Source organism: Sporosarcina contaminans, from assembly GCF_042679045.1.
Lineage (GTDB): Bacteria > Bacillota > Bacilli > Bacillales_A > Planococcaceae > Sporosarcina > Sporosarcina contaminans.
Genome location: NZ_JBHTLT010000038.1, coordinates 1 through 19,733, shown reverse-complemented (window position 1 = coordinate 19,733; position 19,733 = coordinate 1). Strand labels below are relative to the sequence as shown.

General features: G+C 41.3%; 17 protein-coding genes and 1 pseudogene. 9 read left to right on the top strand and 9 right to left on the bottom strand.

Translation table 11 applies throughout. The features are described from left to right. The first annotated feature begins 21 nt into the window (after positions 1-21). The 8 genes and pseudogenes from ACFQ38_RS07975 to ACFQ38_RS07940 all read left to right on the top strand — a co-directional run bounded on the left by ACFQ38_RS07975 (position 22) and on the right by ACFQ38_RS07940 (position 10,185). Positions 22-204, top strand: coding sequence for a hypothetical protein (locus tag ACFQ38_RS07975; RefSeq protein WP_336824162.1), 183 nt, complete (start codon positions 22-24; stop codon positions 202-204). Positions 205-437: 233 nt separating this feature from the next. Further along, positions 438-2,192 carry a gamma-glutamyltransferase gene (gene ggt, locus ACFQ38_RS07970; protein ID WP_381480315.1) on the top strand — a complete coding sequence of 585 codons (1,755 nt, stop codon included), beginning with the start codon at positions 438-440 and terminating at the stop codon, positions 2,190-2,192. A gap of 257 nt (positions 2,193-2,449) precedes the next feature. Then, positions 2,450-3,114, top strand: a pseudogene (locus ACFQ38_RS07965) (peptide-methionine (S)-S-oxide reductase MsrA). Positions 3,115-3,364: 250 nt separating this feature from the next. Continuing rightward, positions 3,365-3,910 (top strand): helix-turn-helix domain-containing protein, encoded by a 546-nt coding sequence (locus ACFQ38_RS07960; RefSeq protein ID WP_336825216.1) that lies wholly within the window; start codon positions 3,365-3,367, stop codon positions 3,908-3,910. Positions 3,911-3,929: 19 nt separating this feature from the next. Continuing rightward, the gene (locus ACFQ38_RS07955) at positions 3,930-5,975 is read left to right on the top strand and encodes a hydantoinase/oxoprolinase family protein (RefSeq protein WP_381480314.1); all 2,046 of its coding nucleotides are present in this window, start codon (positions 3,930-3,932) and stop codon (positions 5,973-5,975) included. Beyond that, positions 5,968-7,725 carry a hydantoinase B/oxoprolinase family protein gene (locus ACFQ38_RS07950; protein ID WP_381480312.1) on the top strand — a complete coding sequence of 586 codons (1,758 nt, stop codon included), beginning with the start codon at positions 5,968-5,970 and terminating at the stop codon, positions 7,723-7,725. The genes ACFQ38_RS07955 and ACFQ38_RS07950 overlap by 8 nt, the downstream gene beginning before the upstream one ends. Beyond that, complete coding sequence (locus tag ACFQ38_RS07945; RefSeq protein WP_336825222.1) at positions 7,722-9,032, top strand: purine-cytosine permease family protein; 1,311 nt, start codon at positions 7,722-7,724, stop codon at positions 9,030-9,032. Before ACFQ38_RS07950 ends, ACFQ38_RS07945 begins: the two co-directional genes overlap by 4 nt. Positions 9,033-9,093: 61 nt before the next feature. Further along, positions 9,094-10,185 (top strand): DUF917 domain-containing protein, encoded by a 1,092-nt coding sequence (locus tag ACFQ38_RS07940; protein ID WP_381480310.1) that lies wholly within the window; start codon positions 9,094-9,096, stop codon positions 10,183-10,185. A 68-nt stretch (positions 10,186-10,253) separates the two neighbouring features. Here ACFQ38_RS07940 and ACFQ38_RS07935 read toward each other — a convergent pair whose 3' ends face one another. Together ACFQ38_RS07935 and ACFQ38_RS07930 are read right to left on the bottom strand one after the other, a co-directional pair. Beyond that, positions 10,254-10,970: a 3-ketoacyl-ACP reductase gene (locus ACFQ38_RS07935; RefSeq protein ID WP_336825226.1), complete on the bottom strand. Its 717-nt coding sequence runs from the start codon at positions 10,968-10,970 to the stop codon at positions 10,254-10,256. A gap of 126 nt (positions 10,971-11,096) precedes the next feature. Continuing rightward, on the bottom strand, positions 11,097-11,537 hold the full coding sequence (locus tag ACFQ38_RS07930) for an OsmC family protein (RefSeq protein ID WP_381480308.1): 441 nt from the start codon (positions 11,535-11,537) through the stop codon (positions 11,097-11,099). Positions 11,538-11,755: 218 nt separating this feature from the next. Between ACFQ38_RS07930 and ACFQ38_RS07925 the strand changes: the two genes are divergently transcribed. Continuing rightward, positions 11,756-12,058, top strand: a complete 303-nt coding sequence (locus ACFQ38_RS07925; protein ID WP_381480307.1) for a hypothetical protein — start codon at positions 11,756-11,758, stop codon at positions 12,056-12,058. A gap of 48 nt (positions 12,059-12,106) precedes the next feature. Here ACFQ38_RS07925 and ACFQ38_RS07920 read toward each other — a convergent pair whose 3' ends face one another. From ACFQ38_RS07920 to ACFQ38_RS07890, 7 genes are all read right to left on the bottom strand, one after another. After that, positions 12,107-12,898, bottom strand: a complete 792-nt coding sequence (locus ACFQ38_RS07920) for a hypothetical protein (protein WP_381480305.1) — start codon at positions 12,896-12,898, stop codon at positions 12,107-12,109. 142 nt (positions 12,899-13,040) lie between these two features. Continuing rightward, the gene (locus ACFQ38_RS07915) at positions 13,041-13,583 is read right to left on the bottom strand and encodes a metal-dependent hydrolase (RefSeq protein ID WP_381480328.1); all 543 of its coding nucleotides are present in this window, start codon (positions 13,581-13,583) and stop codon (positions 13,041-13,043) included. Between the two features lie 193 nt (positions 13,584-13,776). Further along, on the bottom strand, positions 13,777-14,931 hold the full coding sequence (locus ACFQ38_RS07910) for a Ger(x)C family spore germination protein (RefSeq protein WP_336825236.1): 1,155 nt from the start codon (positions 14,929-14,931) through the stop codon (positions 13,777-13,779). Next, a complete protein-coding gene (locus tag ACFQ38_RS07905) occupies positions 14,924-16,375 on the bottom strand; it encodes a spore germination protein (protein WP_381480303.1) in 1,452 nt (483 codons plus the stop codon). Before ACFQ38_RS07905 ends, ACFQ38_RS07910 begins: the two co-directional genes overlap by 8 nt. A 20-nt stretch (positions 16,376-16,395) precedes the next feature. Beyond that, a complete protein-coding gene (locus tag ACFQ38_RS07900) occupies positions 16,396-17,490 on the bottom strand; it encodes an endospore germination permease (RefSeq protein WP_381480302.1) in 1,095 nt (364 codons plus the stop codon). 155 nt (positions 17,491-17,645) lie between these two features. Next, the gene (locus ACFQ38_RS07895) at positions 17,646-19,325 is read right to left on the bottom strand and encodes a M14 family metallopeptidase (RefSeq protein ID WP_336825242.1); all 1,680 of its coding nucleotides are present in this window, start codon (positions 19,323-19,325) and stop codon (positions 17,646-17,648) included. A gap of 217 nt (positions 19,326-19,542) precedes the next feature. Continuing rightward, a partial coding sequence (locus ACFQ38_RS07890) for a hypothetical protein (protein ID WP_381480301.1) occupies positions 19,543-19,733 on the bottom strand: 191 nt, incomplete at its 5' end.

The following is a 19,733-nucleotide window of genomic DNA, read 5'->3' as shown; positions in this document are numbered from 1 at the left end:
ACAATCAAGGAGAGTGAAGGAATGAAGACTACACGAACTAACAATAGCTGCACAGATAAATTCCTGGACATCGAAATTGTGAAAATGAAGATGGAACTCTTGCAATTTGTAGAGAAGATGCAATCAGAAGGCTATTTAAAAACTGTCGATTATGAACAACTTACAAGTAGATTGACTTCCAAAGAGGAAGAATGGAATTTGTAAAAGCTGAACCCGAAAGATCTTTCTTGGTTCATTTTTTTATTTTAAGGGGCGGTATCGGACGATAATATGCCAATACCTATTCGTTATTATTTCTGTTTCCGAAGTAAATCACTGCCTATCTAACTGTCAATTTTATATAGTCGGATTATTGCAGTCTATTTGACAGCGACAAAATAGGGGGAGGAGGCTTACGAGAGAAGCGGGAGAACATTAAGAAATAAGGGGTGGAATGGATGAAGAAGCGAATGAAATGGGTATTTGTTGTGCCGATCGCTCTGTTGCTATTCGTTAGCACGCAGCCGGGAGCGATACATGCGAAAGAGATTGACATGGATTATGGAAATTATCGGCAAGTGGCAACTGGATTAGATGGAATGGTGACGACAGCTCATCCTTTGGCATCACAAATCGGCGCGGATGTGCTCCTAAATGGAGGAAACGCCATTGATGCAGCGGTTGCGATCCAGTTTGCTTTGAATGTTACGGAACCTATGATGTCGGGAATAGGCGGTGGCGGATTCTTAATGTACTATGATGCAGAGGCAGATGAGACAATTATTTTGAATAGTAGGGAGCGTGCGCCTGCTGGGGCTACGCCTGATATGTTCTTAAATGAACAAGGCGAGCCGGTTCCATTTGCAGAAAGAGCAACTGGTGGAAAAGCGGTAGGTGTACCTGGAACGTTAAAAGGTTTGGAGGAAGCGTTAAATAAGTGGGGCACGCTTTCTATGGAGGAATTGATAGAGCCTGCCATCCAATTGGCGCGAGATGGATTCCCGATCGATTCAGTATTGGGAAATGCGATCGAAGAAAATAAAGCGATGCTATCGAAGACTGCAGCAAGAGATGTGTTCATTCCAAATGGACAACCTTTACGTGAAGGGGAACTTCTAATTCAAAAAGATTTGGCAAAGACCTTTGAGTTAATTAAAACTGAAGGAACGGATGCCTTCTATAACGGTGAAATTGGGGAAGCGATCGCAAATGTTGTCCAACAGTACGGAGGATCAATGACGACGGAAGATTTGTCTTCCTATGCAGTTACTATAGACAAGCCGATTTGGGGCGATTATAAAGATTATCAGATTGCAAGTATGCCGCCGCCAAGCTCTGGAGGAGTATTTTTGCTGCAAATGTTAGGGATCTTGGATGGCTTTGATTTATCGCAGTATGATGTGAAATCTTGGGAGAAATATCATTTGTTAGCTGAATCAATGCATTTGGCATATGCTGATCGGGCTGCTTACGCGGGTGATCCGGAATTTGTCGATGTTCCGTTGGAAGGGTTGCTGCACCCAGATTATATACAGAAGCGCAGAGAGTTGATTGATTTGAAATCTGTTATCGCAACACCGACAGCAGGAAAGCCATGGGAGTTTGAAAATAAAGCGGTGGAGACAGTACTTGTTGAACAACCGAATGATGGACAGCCAGGTGAAACAACCCATTTCTCTGTTACAGATCAATGGGGGAATGTTGTCTCTTACACAACAACAATTGAACAACTTTTCGGGACAGGAATTATGGTTCCGGGATATGGCATTATGCTGAACAACGAATTGACGGACTTCGACGCTGTACCGGGTGGAGCCAATCAGGTCGAGCCAAATAAGCGGCCGCTTAGCAGTATGACGCCTACTATTGTATTCAAGGATGGCAAACCGGTCATGACTGTTGGATCGCCTGGTGGACCGACAATCATTACATCAGTCCTTCAAACGATCATCCATTCCATCGAATATGATATGGAATTAAAAACGGCAGTGGAAGAGCCAAGGATATATACAAATAATACGTCATCTTACCGATTTGAAGAAGGGATTCCAGAAGAAACGATGGAGCAATTGCGGAAAATGGGCCATCAATTCGGTGAGAAGCCTACTGTGATTGGGAATGTCCAAAGCATCTTGATTGATCAAAAAGAAGGAATTTACAAAGGAGTCGCCGATTCCAGCCGAAACGGAGCGGCAATTGGGATTCATTTTTAATAGAGCAGGAGTACAAAACCAGCCAATTCCTTATCGATGGCTGGTTTTTTTGTTGAGTTTGTAATACAGATGAATTAATGGGTGTGAGAAATAGACAATTGGTGCATAGCCTCTCGACAATGGTGCAAAACTCATCGAAAATAGTGTATAAGTTTTGGGCTTTGGTGCATTTCAAAGAGTAGTATTGGTGCATTCCTAATTCGATTTGTTAACAAATCCGTTCTCGGGAATAGTTGAGGTAAAGGGAGGTGATTCTGATGGATATTCAAATGATTGAGAGAGGGCTTCATCAGTCAGCGGTAGCATTACAGACAGCTACCTTCGGGATGGGGTGCTTTTGGGGACCGGATGCACGTTTCGGAAGTTTGCTCGGCGTTATCCGCACACGCGTCGGCTATGCAGGGGGAACGACCATTTCACCAACTTACCGGAATTTGGGTGATCACACGGAAACGGTAGAAATTGATTTTGACCCAGATATTTTATCCTATGAGGATGTGCTGCGCCATTTTTGGAGGAATCATTATCCGAATCGTGATGAATATAAAGACCGACAATATTTATCGTTGCTACGTTATCGCAGCGCTGACCAACTCAAGGCGATCGAGCATGTGAAGAAAGAAATGGAATATGAAATCGGTGAAAGTATAGAAACGGACATTGCGCCGTTCAGTAATTTTACGTTGGCAGAGGAGCGTCATCAAAAATATTATGTAAAGCGTTATCCGAAAGCTTTGGAACAGTTGTAGCCACTTTTTCCGAATCCATCGATGCTTGTCAACTCTACATTTGCAGCACGTTTAAATGGTTTCGTTAAAGGGTTTCGATCAAAAAAAGTATACTAACAGAAATTGAAGAGTGGAAAATCGACGTGGCCGGGAAACAAGCCTTGATGGAATTATTTAGGAAGATGAAATGGTAGCCAATAAAAAGTGCATCGGATTAAAAAATATTTCTTTCAATTTACTTTCAGCCTAAGTAGTGAATTATTTTATACTCTATGAAAATTGGCTCTTTCTCAACACCTTTCTGAATACGAAAGGTGTTTTTCTATTGTAGAGAAATTAAACAAAATAATTTTAGTAGATTGACAAGTCACAAAACTAAAAGTAATATAAAACAAAATTAAATATATTTAAGAAAGTTATATATATTAAAAAAGAGGTGTTGGCGTGGAGGATATTCATCAAAAAATTCATAAGCTACGGAAAGAGAGGAACTTAACATTAAAAGAGTTAAGTGAAATGACTAACCTTTCTGCAGGGTTTCTGTCTTTGATCGAACGTGGTTCTACTTCTTTGGCAATTACGTCACTGAAGAAAATTGCTGATGCATTTGGGGTCGATATAACGTATTTTTTCGAGAGTCCCAAAATGGATCGGAAATTTCATATAACGAAAAACGAGCAAAAAAAGTTTTGGATACATTCGGTTGATAACGGTTTTATTAAACTAAGTGGACATTTCCAAAGTCGTTCTTTGGAGTCGCTTATTGTTACATTGCGGCCGAATCAGCAAAAGGAATATGATGATTCTCACCCTGGGGAAGAGTTTTACTATGTGTTGAATGGCACAGTCCGTTTTACAGTCGACAATGAAATTTATGATGTTGCTCAAGGGGAATCCATTCATTTCCCTTCCAAGCTGCCGCATGACTATGAAAATCCAACAGATGAAGAAGCCGTCTTGCTTTGTGTCATGACGCCGCTGCTTTTTTAAATGAGGGGAGGCAAAAGAAATGAGAGTTGCTACAGATATCGGTGGAACATTTACGGACTTGGTGTATGTCGATGAAAAGGGGAACGTTCAAGTTGAAAAAAGCTCTACAACACCCCCTCATTTTGAAAAAGGGGTACTTGAAGTGATTCGGAAGAGTGGGTTAAACACATCGGAAATTGAAGAGTTCATCCATGGAAGTACGGTAGTTATTAACGCGATTACTGAACGAAAAGGTGTGAAAACTGCCTTGATTACGACGAAGGGTTTCCGGGATGTATTGGAAATCGCACGGGGAAATCGTCCGGATCTATTTAATATACGGTATGAAAAACCGGTCCCTTTCGTTGAACGATATTTGCGCAAGGAAGTCGAGGAGCGTCTCAACGCAAAGGGCGAAGTATTGGTTCCATTAAATACGGATGAGCTGCTGCAAGTTATAGAGGAATTAAAAGAGGAACGGGTTGAGGCGATTGCTGTTGTTTATCTTCATTCCTATTTGAATCCTCAACATGAACTTCAGACAAAAGAATTTATTGAAAAACATTGGCCTGGCGTGTTTGTAAGCGTTTCCCATGAGGTGACTAGAGAGTGGCGTGAGTATGAAAGAACGAGCAGCACGGTTTTGAATGCTTATGTGAAACCGATTGCTTCAACGTATATTAATAAATTGAACGAGGAGCTGCAACAGCTTGCGCAAAGCCGGAATTACATCATGCAGTCAAATGGAGGTACTACGACATTTGAACATGCGAAGGAATTGCCGCTCTATATGTTGGAATCCGGTCCGGTAGCAGGTGTATATGGATCGGCAGTCATTGGAAAGGAAATAGGCGAGCAAAACATCATCGCCTTTGATATTGGTGGCACGACGGCAAAGTGTTCGTTAATTGAAGAGGGTGAAATGAAGGTTTCGACAGATTATTATATCGAAAAGGATAGTAAGCGCGCGGGATATCCAGTGAAAGTGCCGGTAGTTGATATTGTGGAAATTGGAAACGGCGGGGGATCGATCGCTTGGATTGACGAAGTCGGTTCGTTGAAAGTTGGACCTCATTCCGCTGGCTCGCTACCTGGACCGATTGCCTATGGACAAGGCGGGACAGAGCCGACGACGACCGACGCCAACCTGTTGACAGGGAGACTGTCACCAAAGAATTTTGACTACCCAGTTAATTTGGCTGAGATTGAAAGGGCGATTCAGGAGAGGATCGGCAATCCGTTCTCCTTGTCAGCAGTTGAAGCTGCCCTCGGTATTATTCGGATTGCCAATGCGAATATGCTCACTGCATTAAAATTGATATCCATTCGTAAGGGGCATGATCCACGGCGTTTTGCAATGGTCGCTTTTGGAGGTGGCGGTTCTATGCACGCTGCGGCTTTAGCTAAAGAATTAGGTGTGAAAAAAGTGATTATTCCATTTGCATCTCCTGTGTTTTCAGCATGGGGCATGCTCATGACCGATTTACGTCAGGATTCTGTCGTCACTTATAAAAGCATGCTATCTGAACTGGATTTTGAAGCGATTTCGCAAGAATGGACAGTGATTGAAGACCGGTTGCTTGCAAACTTTAAAAGAGATGGAGTTGAGGAAACGGTACTGTTCTTACGGTTTGTCGATATGCGATACGTCGGGCAGGAGCATACCGTAAAAGTTGCCGTTCCCGAAGGGGCATGGGATGAGCAGACAGTAGAAGAAGTGAAGGAACGTTTCCATCAGCTGCATGAAAAGAACTACACGTTTCGATTGGAAGATACCGAATGCGAAATTGTCGGTTTGCATGTAACTGCTTTAGGGCAAGTGAAGAAACCGAAAATTGCTAGAGTCGAAAAACAAGGGGAAGTTTCTGGAGCGCTGAAAGAAGTGCGTTCCGTCTATTTTGAACAGGACGGTTGGATTGAGACACCGATATACGACCGCGAATTGTTGCCGACTGGTCAAGTGATTGAAGGACCGCTAATCGTGGAAGAAAAGGCTGCGGTTACTATTATTGAGAAAGGTCAATCGTTATATGCGGATGTCTACGGAAACTTGATTATCGATACGGGGGTGCAATCAAATGCATGATTGTAAACAACAAGATCCGTTTACACTTGAGATTGTAAAAGATACATTGCTATCGATTGGAGATGAAATGTTCCACACGTTAGCGCGTACTTCCATGAGTCCGATCATTTATGAAGTTTTGGATTTTGCTTGCGGATTGACGGATCACAAAGGACAGCTTCTGACGCAGGGGAACGGGGTAGCCGGGTTCATCGGAACGCTCAGCTATATGGTGAAGGATGTTCTTTCAAGATACTCGGCAAAGGGAAATATAAACCAAGGGGACATTTTTATCATAAATGATCCTTATGGAGGCGGAGGAACGCATCTTTCAGATGTTGGTCTCGTCATGCCAATCTTTCATGAGGGCGAACTGATCGGATTTTCAGCAAACAAGGCGCACTGGACAGAAGTTGGCGGAAAAGATGTCGGCTCATTTACTAATGACTCAACTGACATTTACCAGGAAGGCTTACAGTTCCCGTGCATTAAAATCGTCGATAGTGGAAAAGTGAATGAACCGCTTGTTGAAATGATTAAATCAAACGTCCGCTTCCCGGATTTATCGATTGGTGATATGTGGGCACAAATTGCCGCTCTGAAAATTGGAGAAAAACGTTTCAACGAACTGTACGATAAATATTCAAAAGAAACGGTTGCTGCTACGGTTGAGCTGCTTTTGGACCAAGGGGAAAAGATGGCGAGAAAGTCGATTATGAACCTTCCGAATGGCGTTTATACAGCCAGCAACTATATTGATGGGGATGGACTCGGGAACGGGCCGTTTCCAATCCAAGTGAAAGTAACCATTACGGATGATCAATTCATCTGTGATTTCCGGGGGAGCCACCCACAAGTACCCGGTCCTGTGAATGGCTCTTATACGACATTAGTAACTGATGTCAGAACAGTGTTTTTGGCGATTACGAATCCGTCACAGGATGTGAATGACGGGGTGTTTCGTCCGTTGGAAGTGATTACAGACAAAGGCTCAATCTTTTCTGCTGAAAGGCCAGCTCCCGTATCAAATTACTGGGAAAGCGGATCATCTGGTGGAGATTTAGTCTGGCAAGCGCTCGCTCCCATTTTGCCGACTCGATTGACTGCTGGACACTTTTTGTCGGTATGTTCTGTTACATTGGCAGGAAAACATCCTGATACGGAAGACGACTTCCTTATCGTAGAGCCATCTGTTGGTGGATGGGGAGCAGGAATTGGACAGGACGGAGCAAGGGGGCAATTTTGCATTGGGGATGGTGAGACCTACAATATCCCGGTTGAAGTGGCGGAAGCACGTTATGGCGTGATGGTTGATTCCTACCGATTGCGTTGTGATGGGAAAGGCGCTGGTGAATATATAGGAGGATCGGGGGTCATTCGATCCTATCGGGCGATGACGGATGGGCAGATGGCAACCGTCACGTACGGACGGCATCTTTATGCACCGTGGGGAGTTGACGGAGGTGAAGAAGGCTCGTCGAATGAGTTTGCTGTCATTAAAAACAATGGTGAAGTGGACGGCCCGTATGGAGTCTATGCACGATATCCTTTGAATAAAGGAGATGTTCTCGAACTGAGGACTGGAACTGGCGGAGGGTATGGTAATCCATTCAAAAGGGATGTATCGAAAGTGCAGCAGGATGTAAAAAACGGCTACTTTTCCATTATAGATGCAAAGGAAAAATTCGGTGTGCTACTGAACCCGGAGACATTGGAACTGGTAGGTGAAACGAAAGAGAGATTGCGAGTTAGGGAGGCTGGGGAGCAATGAATACTAAAGAAAAGAAGACAAGTCATTCGCAGTCTGATGAAGCGTTAGTAGCGGTCCCTTTGCAAGAAAGGCAGCATTGGATCTTCCCTGCCATGATTTTCGGGGGATTGGAGTTTTCCATCCCGGTCTTATTGACGGGTGCTGTACTTGCTGTGAACTTTGGAATTTCAAAGGTGTTTTGGATTTTATTCATTTCCCTATTTGTCATCCAATGGATCGGAAATGCTGTAACTGGCTATATGGGAGCGAAAACGGGGATCGCTTCGTCAGTTTTAGCGCGCAGTAGCTTCGGTCACGTGCAAGCACGTTGGATTATCGGGTTAATTACGTTTTTCGTCGGACTCGGCTGGTGGGCATTACAAACGGCAGTGACAGGTGAGGCGATTGCTGCAATGTTCGGCATTGATTACAAAAATAATTTTGGAATGCTTGCGCTCATTACAATCATCTGCGGATTATTGTTTGCGCTGCCGTCGATACTTGGCTATTCTTCAATGAAATGGACAGACATCGTTGCGGTTCCTGCAGGCTTATTGCTTGTTGCGACGGGCATTTATTTAGTAATGAAAAATGAAGGCTGGTCGTCCATAACTTCGTGGCAACCCGAGCAGACGATCACTTTCATGGCGGGTATCAGTTTAGTATTAGGGATGAATGTGTCTCAGTGGGTAGGTGTGCAAGATTACACTCGTTACGCGAAGCCGAAGGTGAAGGACAATGTCATCATTCCGCTCGGTATTATTGGTGTAGGATTTCCATTATTTTTTGTTGGGGCCATCATGTCTGTTGGTACTGGTGAAGCGGATATTGTACAGATTATGATGAATCTCAATTTTCCAGTATGGGGATTCCTGATCCTTTGGTTATCAACCTGGACGAGCCAGATCGTCAACAGTTACAGTATGGGGCTATCCATGGCAAACACATTCAATATTAATTCTGGTAAAGGCCGAGCTATTCTTACGCTCATTGGGACGATCATTGGAATCGGACTGGCACTCGGCGGCGTCTTGCAGTATTTTGAAGACTTTTTATACGTTTCAGGAATTATTTACGGTCCAATAGCGGGCGTAATGATTGCTGACTTCTTCTTTATCCGAAAGCAAACTTATAAAGACAATCCAGGATGGAACTGGGTTGCTACGTTTGCCATGGGTGTAGGTATTGCGATCGCGTATTGGTCTCAATATGTCCATGAATGGGGGATTCCAGCAGTTCAATCTTTAATCATTTCAATGGTTTTATACTTAGTGGCGATGAATATAAAACGAAAAATGAAACCAGATCAATTTACGGATGGACAGTGAAAGAATACATTTCTATAGCATGATAGCAGTAACCGAATAGAGGTAAAGGTGGTAGTCATTAGTGAGAGACATTAGTTTGCAAGAAGCGGAAGATATTCTGTATGGCGCCTGCATATTGGGAGCAGGGGGAGGAGGAAGCTTAGAAGAAGGTTTACAGCTCGTCCGGAATATTTACGAGCGTGGACAATCGATCCGTCTCGTTTCAGTCGATGAAATCGAAGATGATTGGCTTGTCGTTTCCCCATATTATGTTGGTTCCGTTGCTCCACCAAGCGAAGAGATAGTGGAGAAACTAAAGGGACTAAAAGAGGTGCCCGGTAATCCTTCCGTCTTTGCAACGAAAGCATTACAAGACCATCTTGGCAAAAATGTAAATGCTATTTGTGCGACGGAACTGGGAGGTAATACAGCCTGGGCAATGGATGTCGCTGCTGCGATGCAACTTCCGTTAGTGGATGGAGATCCCGCAGGCAGAGCTGTACCGGATTTGGCGCACACAACATTTAATGTGCATGGTGCTTCGATCACTCCTTTTGCACTTGCTAGCCGATACGGTGATCATGTAATCGTGGAAGCCGTCGTAAATCATGATCGTGCTGACCAAATTGCACGTTCCTTTGCAATGATTTCAGGAAACTTTTCAGGAATTTGTGATCATCCATTAGACGGAAAAAGGTTTAAAGAATATATTATCCCTAATACGTTATCCCGGGCAGGAAGCATTGGACACGCAAGACGAACAGGCTTAGCCTATGATCCAGTTGCGGCCATCGTTCGGAAGACGGATGCTCGGCTGCTCACGATGGGAGCAATTGTCGAATCTGAATGGCAGGATGCAAATGGATTCATTGAGGGGATTATCGTAGTTGAAGACAATGACACGAAAGATACTTGGAACATTTGGTTCCGCAATGAAAATATGTTCGTGAAAAATGGGAACGAGCTCATTTCAGTCATCCCTACCATTATCTCAATTTTAAATAGAGAAACAGGGGAACCGATCCTCAATCCACAATGCCGAAAAGGGATGGAGGTTGCTGTTGTCACGTTCCCATCTCCAGATATATGGACGACGAAAGAAGGCTTAGAAGTCTTCGGACCGAAGTATATTGGAATGGAAAATAAAGATTTTGAAAGTACAGTGAAAAAATAAGAAATAAAAGCCGCTCTCACAATGGAGGGCGGCTATACGTATTGAGATGCTCATGAAGTGGATAAATCTTAAGGATTTGTCGACCAAAGGCCAGCTGATTTCAACAGGACGCGTGGGTGAAGCTTCAACTGTGCAACCATCATTTCCGCAAGGTCTTCCGGTTGCAACACTTTGTCCGGATTGCCATCTGTAAGATTTTCTGCGTATGCCAAGTCAGTTGCTACTGTGCTCGGTGTCAAAGCAGTTACACGGATGTTATGTTTTCTTACTTCGAGCATTAGAGATTCTGTCAACCCTAACACACCAAATTTGGATGCGCTATATGCGCTTGTGACAGGAGCGCCTTTTTGTCCGGCAGTTGAAGAAATATTAATGATGTCACCAGTTTGCCTTTCAATCATTTCAGGCAATACTGCACGCGTTACATAGTACATGCCCATTAGATTGACATCAATAATGTTCTTGAATTCCTCCGGTGATAGTTCAAGGAATTTGCCGAATTTACCAACGCCAGCATTATTAATGAGAATGTCGATTGGTCCTAATTCGGATTTGACACGTTCAACAGCTTTGACGACGGATTCATTATCCGCTACATTAGCTGTAGCAATTGACACTTTGACTCCGAATTCACGAAGCTCTTCTGCAACCTTTTCAAGATTTGCCTCAGTTCTTCCGATCAGCCCTACGTTAATGCCTTCTTTTGCAAAAGCAATTGCAGTTGCACGGCCAATTCCACGTCCAGCTCCAGTAATGATTGCATTTTTACCTGATATATTTTGCATTATACAAACTCCTTTCCGTTCCATAGACACGAGTAGTATAACAAACAGCAGTGCTTTCTCCTATGGAAATGAATTATCATGAAAAGGAGTTCAATTTTTATTTGTTTTAATTGTGTTCACGCTTTTTTATTGAATGACAGGTTCCACTGCCACTTCAACATTCCCTTTAAGCGCTCTGCTGATCATACATGAAGCTTCTGCCTTCACGACTAATTTCTGTACAATCCTCAACTTGTTTTCCGGCATATTTTTGGGCAAAGTGATTACCGGTTTATGTATTATTTTTTTATAGGTAATGATGCCGTCCGTATAATCAACAATGCCGACTGACTCCATCGTCAAACTTTCCTTCTCGATCTTACTTCTTTCCATCATTGCCGCAAGTGTGATGATATAGCATGTTGCTGCAGCTCCTAACAACATTTCGTCAGGGTTCGTTCCAATTCCAGGACCATCCATTTCGATTGGAATCGAAACTGCAGTTTTTAAATTTACCGTTTCAATTGTACCGACGTCATTACGTAATCCGGGCCAGTCTGCCTTTAAATGAAAATGATGTTCCGCCATTTACATAGCTCCCTTATCGTTTTGTATAGTATATAACAGTTTTGATGTTGAGTGGCAAGATGGGAGATTGTAGCTTGGAAGACTGAAAACAAGGCATTAAAATTTCCATATAAAAAGCATTGCAATTTTAAATAGATTTCCATAGAGGTTTGACGAAGGGGAATTTTGGAGAAGAATAGGAAAGCGAATCCAAATATTGATCAGGACGAGGGATCTTTGTGAAAGTACTCTTTGAATTAATGCGTATTGCTATTTTATTTATTGTTTTTGGTGGAATTGTTCGTGTTTTTCTTTACTATGCATATTCAATTTTAGGGATTGACGTTGACCGCTATGGCTGGTTTGGAAGTATAGGGATTTTATCGTTATTTTTTGTACTGTATCGAAATAAGCTCCAGTTTAGCGGTTGGTATTGGAGTAAGAGTGTCAAGAAACTCCCCCAAAAAGTTTCAAAAACACTAATAGTAGGATCGATTTTTTTATTGATTTTGCCATCCCTCATTCGTTCGTTTTTGAACTAACGATTCAAAAAGACCGCCAATGCTCAATTAGCGGTCTACTAGTTGTCGTCACTCTGGATCCCGATAACGCAGCATATGCTCATAGGAGGCTATTCGATGATCCGTCTGGAATGAATATTGATTCCAAACACTCGAATCCTCAGACGTTTCCTCTGTTTCCAATAAGCGCAATTCATTTGGTTCTAAGCGCATGATTTTAGAGTCGATCACTTTCATTTCCTCGTTGCTGCTATTCAAAGCCCGTATTTTCACTTGTACTTCTTGTGTTTTTCCTAAGTTGTTTTTAATAAAAAATTGGTTGCTATATTCCATATCACGACAGCTTGAAGTATTTCGCAAGCATTCTTTCTCAGAGCTCACTAAGACAATGGAAAACTCCTCATCTACGACGTTCTGTGTGGAGGCCATCGCTTGATTTATAGATGCAGCAAAGCCGATTTTTTTACCGGTAGGCGCTGCAATAAATAGTGTAATGAATAAAAAAATAGAGAGGCATAATGTAAAAACATTTACCGTTTTTGGATCGTGCACTGACTTTGGCAAGTTTTTTCCCGCGGTTTTTGTAATCAATAAATTGATGATCAAAATAAGGATTGCAATAATACCGACGACTGACATACCAACTACTGTTTCCAAATTCGTTTGGAAGAGTGGGAAACTATATTTTTTCAATAAAAATATCTGAATGACGATACTGCCCATCGTCAACAGAATGAGCATAATAACAGGTATTTTCCAAGATAGCTTTTCCCTTTTCCCTAATTTGAAATCAATTGCTGTCCAAAGAAACCAAATCCCCGGAACTGAAAATATAAGGAGTGTAATCATGACGAACAGCATTGTTGCCACCTCCGTGCATTTACTTTTTAGTGAATACATTTACGAAGGTTTATAGGAAAGGTTTCAATTTTCCTTTTTGAATATAAAACTAAAAAGCCCTTTCAAAGCGTCATGACAGACATTCGAAAGGGCTTTACAACGATTAAAACTCCCGATTCCAAACAGGCGCAAACCATTTGACACCTCTGCGGTTCATAGGCAAAAGCTTCATGTCTGCAAGTAAATGGCTGATGTAGCCTGCAATTCCTGCAGCCACCATCCCGTTAACTGGCCATTGCTCATTTAGTTTAACTAAAATAAATGCGTAAAAAGCCAGACCGATTATGGAATGTGTGTAAGAACGGTGGGGGAGGAATGAAGCGATGACGATATAGCTGCCGGAAAGGATTATGCCTATTGATTGTTGCCAGGAGATGCCTAATAGGATGACCATTGCACCTGTCAATGTGAGCATTCTCCGTTGTGTAATCTTTTTTGAAAGGATGAGCAATATTAGGGCTATACCGCCGTATATACAATCGTTCAATGCAAAACCATCTGTTGCTGCTTGGTAAGCAATTGCGAACAATATGCAGACGCCAACAATTTGCATAAGTGTTTTACTAATTTGTTTCGATACTGTAATTCGGTTGCTTGCAACGCCATTCGTATCTAAATCAGGCACAAGTCCGGATACGCCGCCAATCCCTGCACATATTGCTGTCGTCAGTAGACTTTAGTTTGCCTGAAGTCCTACAGCAGCCCCAGCGACAACGCCAATTACAAAATGTGAACTTCCTTTCATATGGTGCAACCTTCTTTCGGTGTCGATTTCACATAAGATGACTGTCTCATTTTCCCTTATTTATAGGAGAGGTTCAAGTATTGGCTATTGGTATTTAATCCACTGTCCGTTCAAATGATCTGCGGTTAGATGTAAGTTTTCCGACAGTAATATCGATGTTACGGAGAGAATCTTCCTTTAAATCAACTTTTCCATCTGTCTGCAGGCGTTTCCAATCTTTTAATTTTTTTCGATACAATTGCTCTGATAATCGATAAATGTCAGCATCTTTTTTTAAAGCTTCCTGATAGGTTGTGCGTATTTGTTTTTCCATTTCTTTTTTTATTGCTTTTTCCATTTCTTTAGGTGTTATCGAATCGGTAATAATGTCTACAATTCCGTCAGTGTAAATATTAATATCGAACCTCGCCTCTCCGTTTACAATGACGGGAGTGATTTTAACATTAAAATTTTCCATGACAACAGAAATATAACTATCTTTGTCCGCTTTAAAAGTTATATCCGATCTTTCTGTATCATTCGACATCCAACGAATCCCTCTCGCGGCATCGCCAGTGATAAATCCTTTGAATTCATTCGGCGATACGATTCCGACCCCATCAAGGATAGGGGCTTTTATTTTTTCCTTTAAAGACGCCCAATTTTCTTCGATTGTCACAAGGGGAATGAATGTTTCGTGATTTGGCTCATTCAATCCGATCAATGTTTCTCTAATGTTGGCGGGCTTAATGAATGATTCTTGCTTAAAGGAGTTTTCTGGATCTCCTAATTTTGATAAGACGATGGCTTTATTGACAACTGGTCTTATTAAAAGCACTTCTTCTACTGGATCTTTTGTCGCGTATAACCAGATTTGATATCGAGTCTCTCTATATCGGATAAAAATGTCTAAGACTTGATTTAATTTTAATTCCTTTAAAGCTTCTTCAGACAATACAAGATAGGATAAATGTCCCCAAAAAACCTTTTGGTCTACGGAATGATATAGCTGGAAAACAGCTTCATCTAATGACCTTCCAGTTGCTTTACCGACTTCGGCTTGAATTGCTTCTTCATTTGTAGGCTGATCGGACTTTGCCGTATTGGAAAAGTTGATAATTTGTGCATACACTTCGTATTGACCATTTTTAAAATCAATACCGACCCCATTTAGATACAACATCCTTTGAGGTTCATTTTTATCCCAACATCCAGACAAGGTTAGCGTTGCGAGCAAAATGATCAAGAAACTTGCCATTTTCCTATTCATTTTCATCCACCTTCTTGCTACGAGTAGCGTCTGTCGGGTCCATCATATTTGGTCGTTTTGTGTAAAAATTATGTGGTAGACGAAAGACGGATTGCATAAAGGTTCTAAAGCTTAAATCAGTAGAAATATTCATATAAGGAACCCCGAAAGTTCTAATGTTTGATAAGTAAACAAGCGTAAAAAAGACGGACATGTGGAGGCCGAATAAGCCTAAAAATGCGGTAAGTAATATAAAACAAACACGCAAAACACTCACTGCCGTTATGACTGATTGGTTGACCAATGTAAATGTCGCGATTGTTGAAATTGCAATGACAACAACCATCGCGGGACTTGTAATGCCAGCCCGAATAGCAGCATCACCGATGATTAGGCCACCAACAACTCCAATTGTTCCGCCCAATGCAGTAGGCAGGCGCAAACCGGCTTCCCGAAAAAGTTCAAACATGAGCAACATGAGTAGCATTTCAATGGATGAAGGAAGCGGGAGTCCTGTATTTGCTTGAACGATTGTCGCTAATAATTGGAGAGGTAACTGGTCTTGGTGATACGTCGTCAAAGCAAGCCAAAATGCTGGCAATGTTAACCCAATGGAAAAACCTAAAATACGCATCAACCTCTCTAAAGACCCGTAAATGACAGGCGTATCATTATCTTCTCCTGTCTTGACAAGTAAAAATAAGTTAACTGGCAGGATGACGCCATATGAAGTTCCGTCAACAAAAATCAGGAATCTTCCTCTAACAAGTGACTGGATTGCACTGTCAGGGCGTCCCGTATAATCTATTCTCGGGAAAAGCATAGCGCTTTTATTTACATTTTCCATTAGCAAAGTCGGACTAAACACAATATCGGTGTCCACTTTTTTTAGCTGACTTCTTATGCCATTTAAAATTTCTTTGCTGGCAATGTCATCAAAATACAGAAGGGCAACTGTTGTCTTTGACCGTTTTCCTAATTCAAATTTCTCGACGCATAAAGAGTTTGTTGGCAACCTTTTCCGAATTAATGCGACATTAACAGATACATCCTCAATGAAATTGTCTCGAGGACCTTTTACAGGTACTTCTAATCTCGTTTCTTCTGGATTACGATTTGGTTTATTGGCAATATTGCTCATGTACAGGAGGTCGGAGTCTTCAAATAGCAATAAGACATGCCCTGTATAGAGAGAGGATATAGATTGTTCTAAATCACCGACATATTTCAAATCAGGGATATGCAAATGAGCTTCGATTATTGTTTTTGATAGCCCATTTTCCAATGAGCCGATGAACTGTTGAACGCGTGGCACAACGACTTCGTTTAACAATTGTTGGTCAACCATTGCTTCACATGTAACAAATAGAACTTTATAGCCGTTAAATGTATATCCTTGAAATTGAATGTCCGCCGACTTCTGGAACAATTGTCTTAAGGTTGAAACATTAATATGAGATTGCATTGCACTCCACCATTTTCTGTTTATGTTTTGGAATTCTCATGTTGTTCTTTTTTAATGAACGCCATAATCAATAGGAAGCATGTTAGAAGAACCATAAAGAAAAATGTAACGATCAAAAAATAATCACCTTTTATTTTAAGAAACATTTGGTCGTCAATTAAAAATAGAGCGGAGGATAAAAAGAAAAATGCAGGGCCGAGTATTTTCCAAATACGTTTACGATTGCCCTTCATTTGCAATAAATCCGTAACAATATATAAAATGAATGCGACTCGGACGAAGGTCCCTGTCAACCATTGGTAAATAGATAAAAAATCAAGATGCTCAATAAATCTTCCGATAGAAACAAGTCCCCATTCTTCGTATGCAGGATATCTTTGTTTCATTGCTTCATGCGGCCCAAATTCCGTAATCGCCCCAACGAGCGGTCCCATCGTTAAACTATGCAATATAAAGAGCATAATCGCATAATGATACCAATGAAATTTCCCCTTTACGTTTTGTTGGATAAAAAGAAAGAGCAGCAGCTCAATGAACCCTGATGCTGGGAACACCATAGAGACGAAAACAGGTTCTAACCCATGTTCAAAGAAAGGAATTAATAATGCATAATTTTTTACTTGGATATTCGTAAAAGCAACAAAGAACCCTAAAATCACTACCCAAAATAGGACGACAACATTTACCATAACGATTGTTTGCAAATTCGTAGAGGCAAGGAAGATGCACAGAATGGAATAAATCAAGATCATCAGCACTAAAGGAGAATCAGGTAAAAACGTTGCTTTAATCCAGTGCAGCGTTTCACCCATTGTAAATACCGCCATTAAAAGTAGGAAAAAAGCAGTCACATATCGGAAAATGACAGTTGGGACATTGCCGATCTCTGTATTTAGCCAATTGGTTATGGACAGCTGCTTTGAGCTTCGATGAATATATACAATTAAGAAAAGCCAAGGAATCATAACGAGTGCCGCTAAAAATACTGATATCCAACCATCTCGACCTGCGCTTTTCAATAGAGATGGAATAATGGTCACATGATTTTTCAGTCCAATTACTGTCATAGACAATAAGATGACGTGAAGAATACTGATGGAACCGACTTTTTGCATACTAAAAACTCCCTGTTTCAAGATTTAGTTTAGTCTTGACATGAATTGGAGGAATTATAAGTGGCTGGTTTTCATCTGCAAAGGAGTGAGCTAACAGGTTTTTATTTAGACAAAAAAAGAGCTTCTGACAGATAGAAGCTCAAGATGAATCAATGTTATTCTAATTCAAGATCTAATTCCTGCATGTACCTATATACAGGTACAACATTGTTCACATTCATCGGAATAAAACCGAACATTACGTAGCTATCAATCGATTCAGGTTCTAATGATAAAGCGACAAGGTTTGCGGTTGGTTGTGCCATGCTGATGACATAACTGCCTGCCGGGAAAAAGACTTCTTTTTTCGAAATCTCTGTTGTCACGTGATTCAATAAATGCCCTTCGTAATAGTTTGTATCCACTTTTTTATCTATGACCACATAACTTTCCACTTCTAATACTTGTGCATCTGTCGTTTTATTTACAGTCGCCCCTTGCAATTCCAACTTTTCTACAATGTGATGATAGCCTGGAGGAAGAATGTAAGCTGTAGGTCGGACCCTTTCTAAAGTTGCCACTTCATTAGTAGAGCTATTATACATAACAGGGATCGCCTTAATTGTACCGCTTGCAATGTCGACAAGCTCCAACTGTTGGTTGCTTAAAGCTGTTCGCTCACTTTGCAAAATGATTTTTTCATTTTCAGATACCGTTTTACCTTTTTCAATAATATCGTTTCGGGCGGCTTCAATCATCGATTTCACTTTATCAGCATTGTCAGCAGCCGTTTTCAAAATGCTCGTATGTGTTTCGACTTGGGAGGCAACACGACGTACGAAGTTTTCTTTTCCAATACCAATTCCACGGCTTTCTACTAAAAATGAAAAGCTTGGCTGGAGCCCGTTCGCATTGCGTCCGATTCTTGCTTCGGCTCCGCCTTCCGTCAATGTTACGACCCCGTCCTTGTAACTATCCGTAAAATATTCTCTTGCTGAAAATCCTTTGGCTTGCAAAGCATCGAATGCATTTTTACTAAACAGTTCATCGGATTGCTTACGGATTTCATTAGGGATATTTAAGTTTTTCCCTGATAGAAGCAATATGTCATGATATTTCAAGGAGCCTTCATCGCCGATTTCCTTGTATGTCAAATCGCCGACGCCATATTCATGTGCATCCACAATAATTTCCGGCTTGTATTCGTTCATCGCTTTGTGTAGTGCACGAATTTCAGGAGAATCCAATTTTATATGATCGCGGTTTGCATCTAAGCGCAAAGCGTTTTGCCTTTGGAAATAATGTGCTCCATCAGGATTGATTCGCGGTACAATTACGATATTGACCTTTTGTAACACTTCTTTTCCAAGGTCGCCATTTGCCAATTCATCGGCAAGTACAAGAAGAGATTCTCCGCCAGCAGGTTCATTTCCATGTACATGTCCTTGCAGCCAAACAGTAGGCTTTTTCGCAAAATCTTCAGCTTCTTCACTTTCGCTCGTTGTAAATACAAGCAATGGCAGATCATTTCCTTCTGTTGATTGGCCAATGATTTTCATTGTGACAAACGAGCTGTTTTTCTCGATATCCTGTAAGTAGGTCATCATATCGGCATTCGTTGTCATCCACTTGCCATTTTTCAAACCTGGTGTAATGAGATTGAGCTCCGGCTCTTTATAGATTTCAAGAACCTTGTCAGACTGCTCGTAAAATTGGTTGAAATAAGGAGTATGAGAAGAGTTCATTTGTCCCGCAGCAGGAGGTGCAACATCCCCATTTGTTGCAGCAAAAGATAAGGCAGGAACACTTACAACGGTTGCGAACACGATTGGAATTACAAACTTTCTTTTTAACATTCTACATCCTCCTTTAATAGTTTAGTAAGTGCTTACGAATAAATCATATACTATTTAGAATTGTTGAACAAGAAAGATTACCTACTTCAATGGTATTCGATTCAAATGGTATGGACTGAGAGTTTCAGTTTGATAAAAAAGTTAGAGAGCAAAGAAACCGTAAAGAAAAGACTAAGTAATTTCTATGAAAAAAGAATCTGATTTCTGTATTTATTTGTTATATGGAAAGGAGTGAGTATTGAAATTTGATCGGTATACTGTTGTAGAAGAGGAGAAGCGGCAATGAAACGATGAACGAAAAAGATGGGGCTGTCCAGAAAGTCAGTGAAAACTGATTTTCTGTGATAGTCCCTTTCTGGTTGGAGAATAAATGGGGAACCCCTGACAACCGTCGCTTTCCGTTCCAGG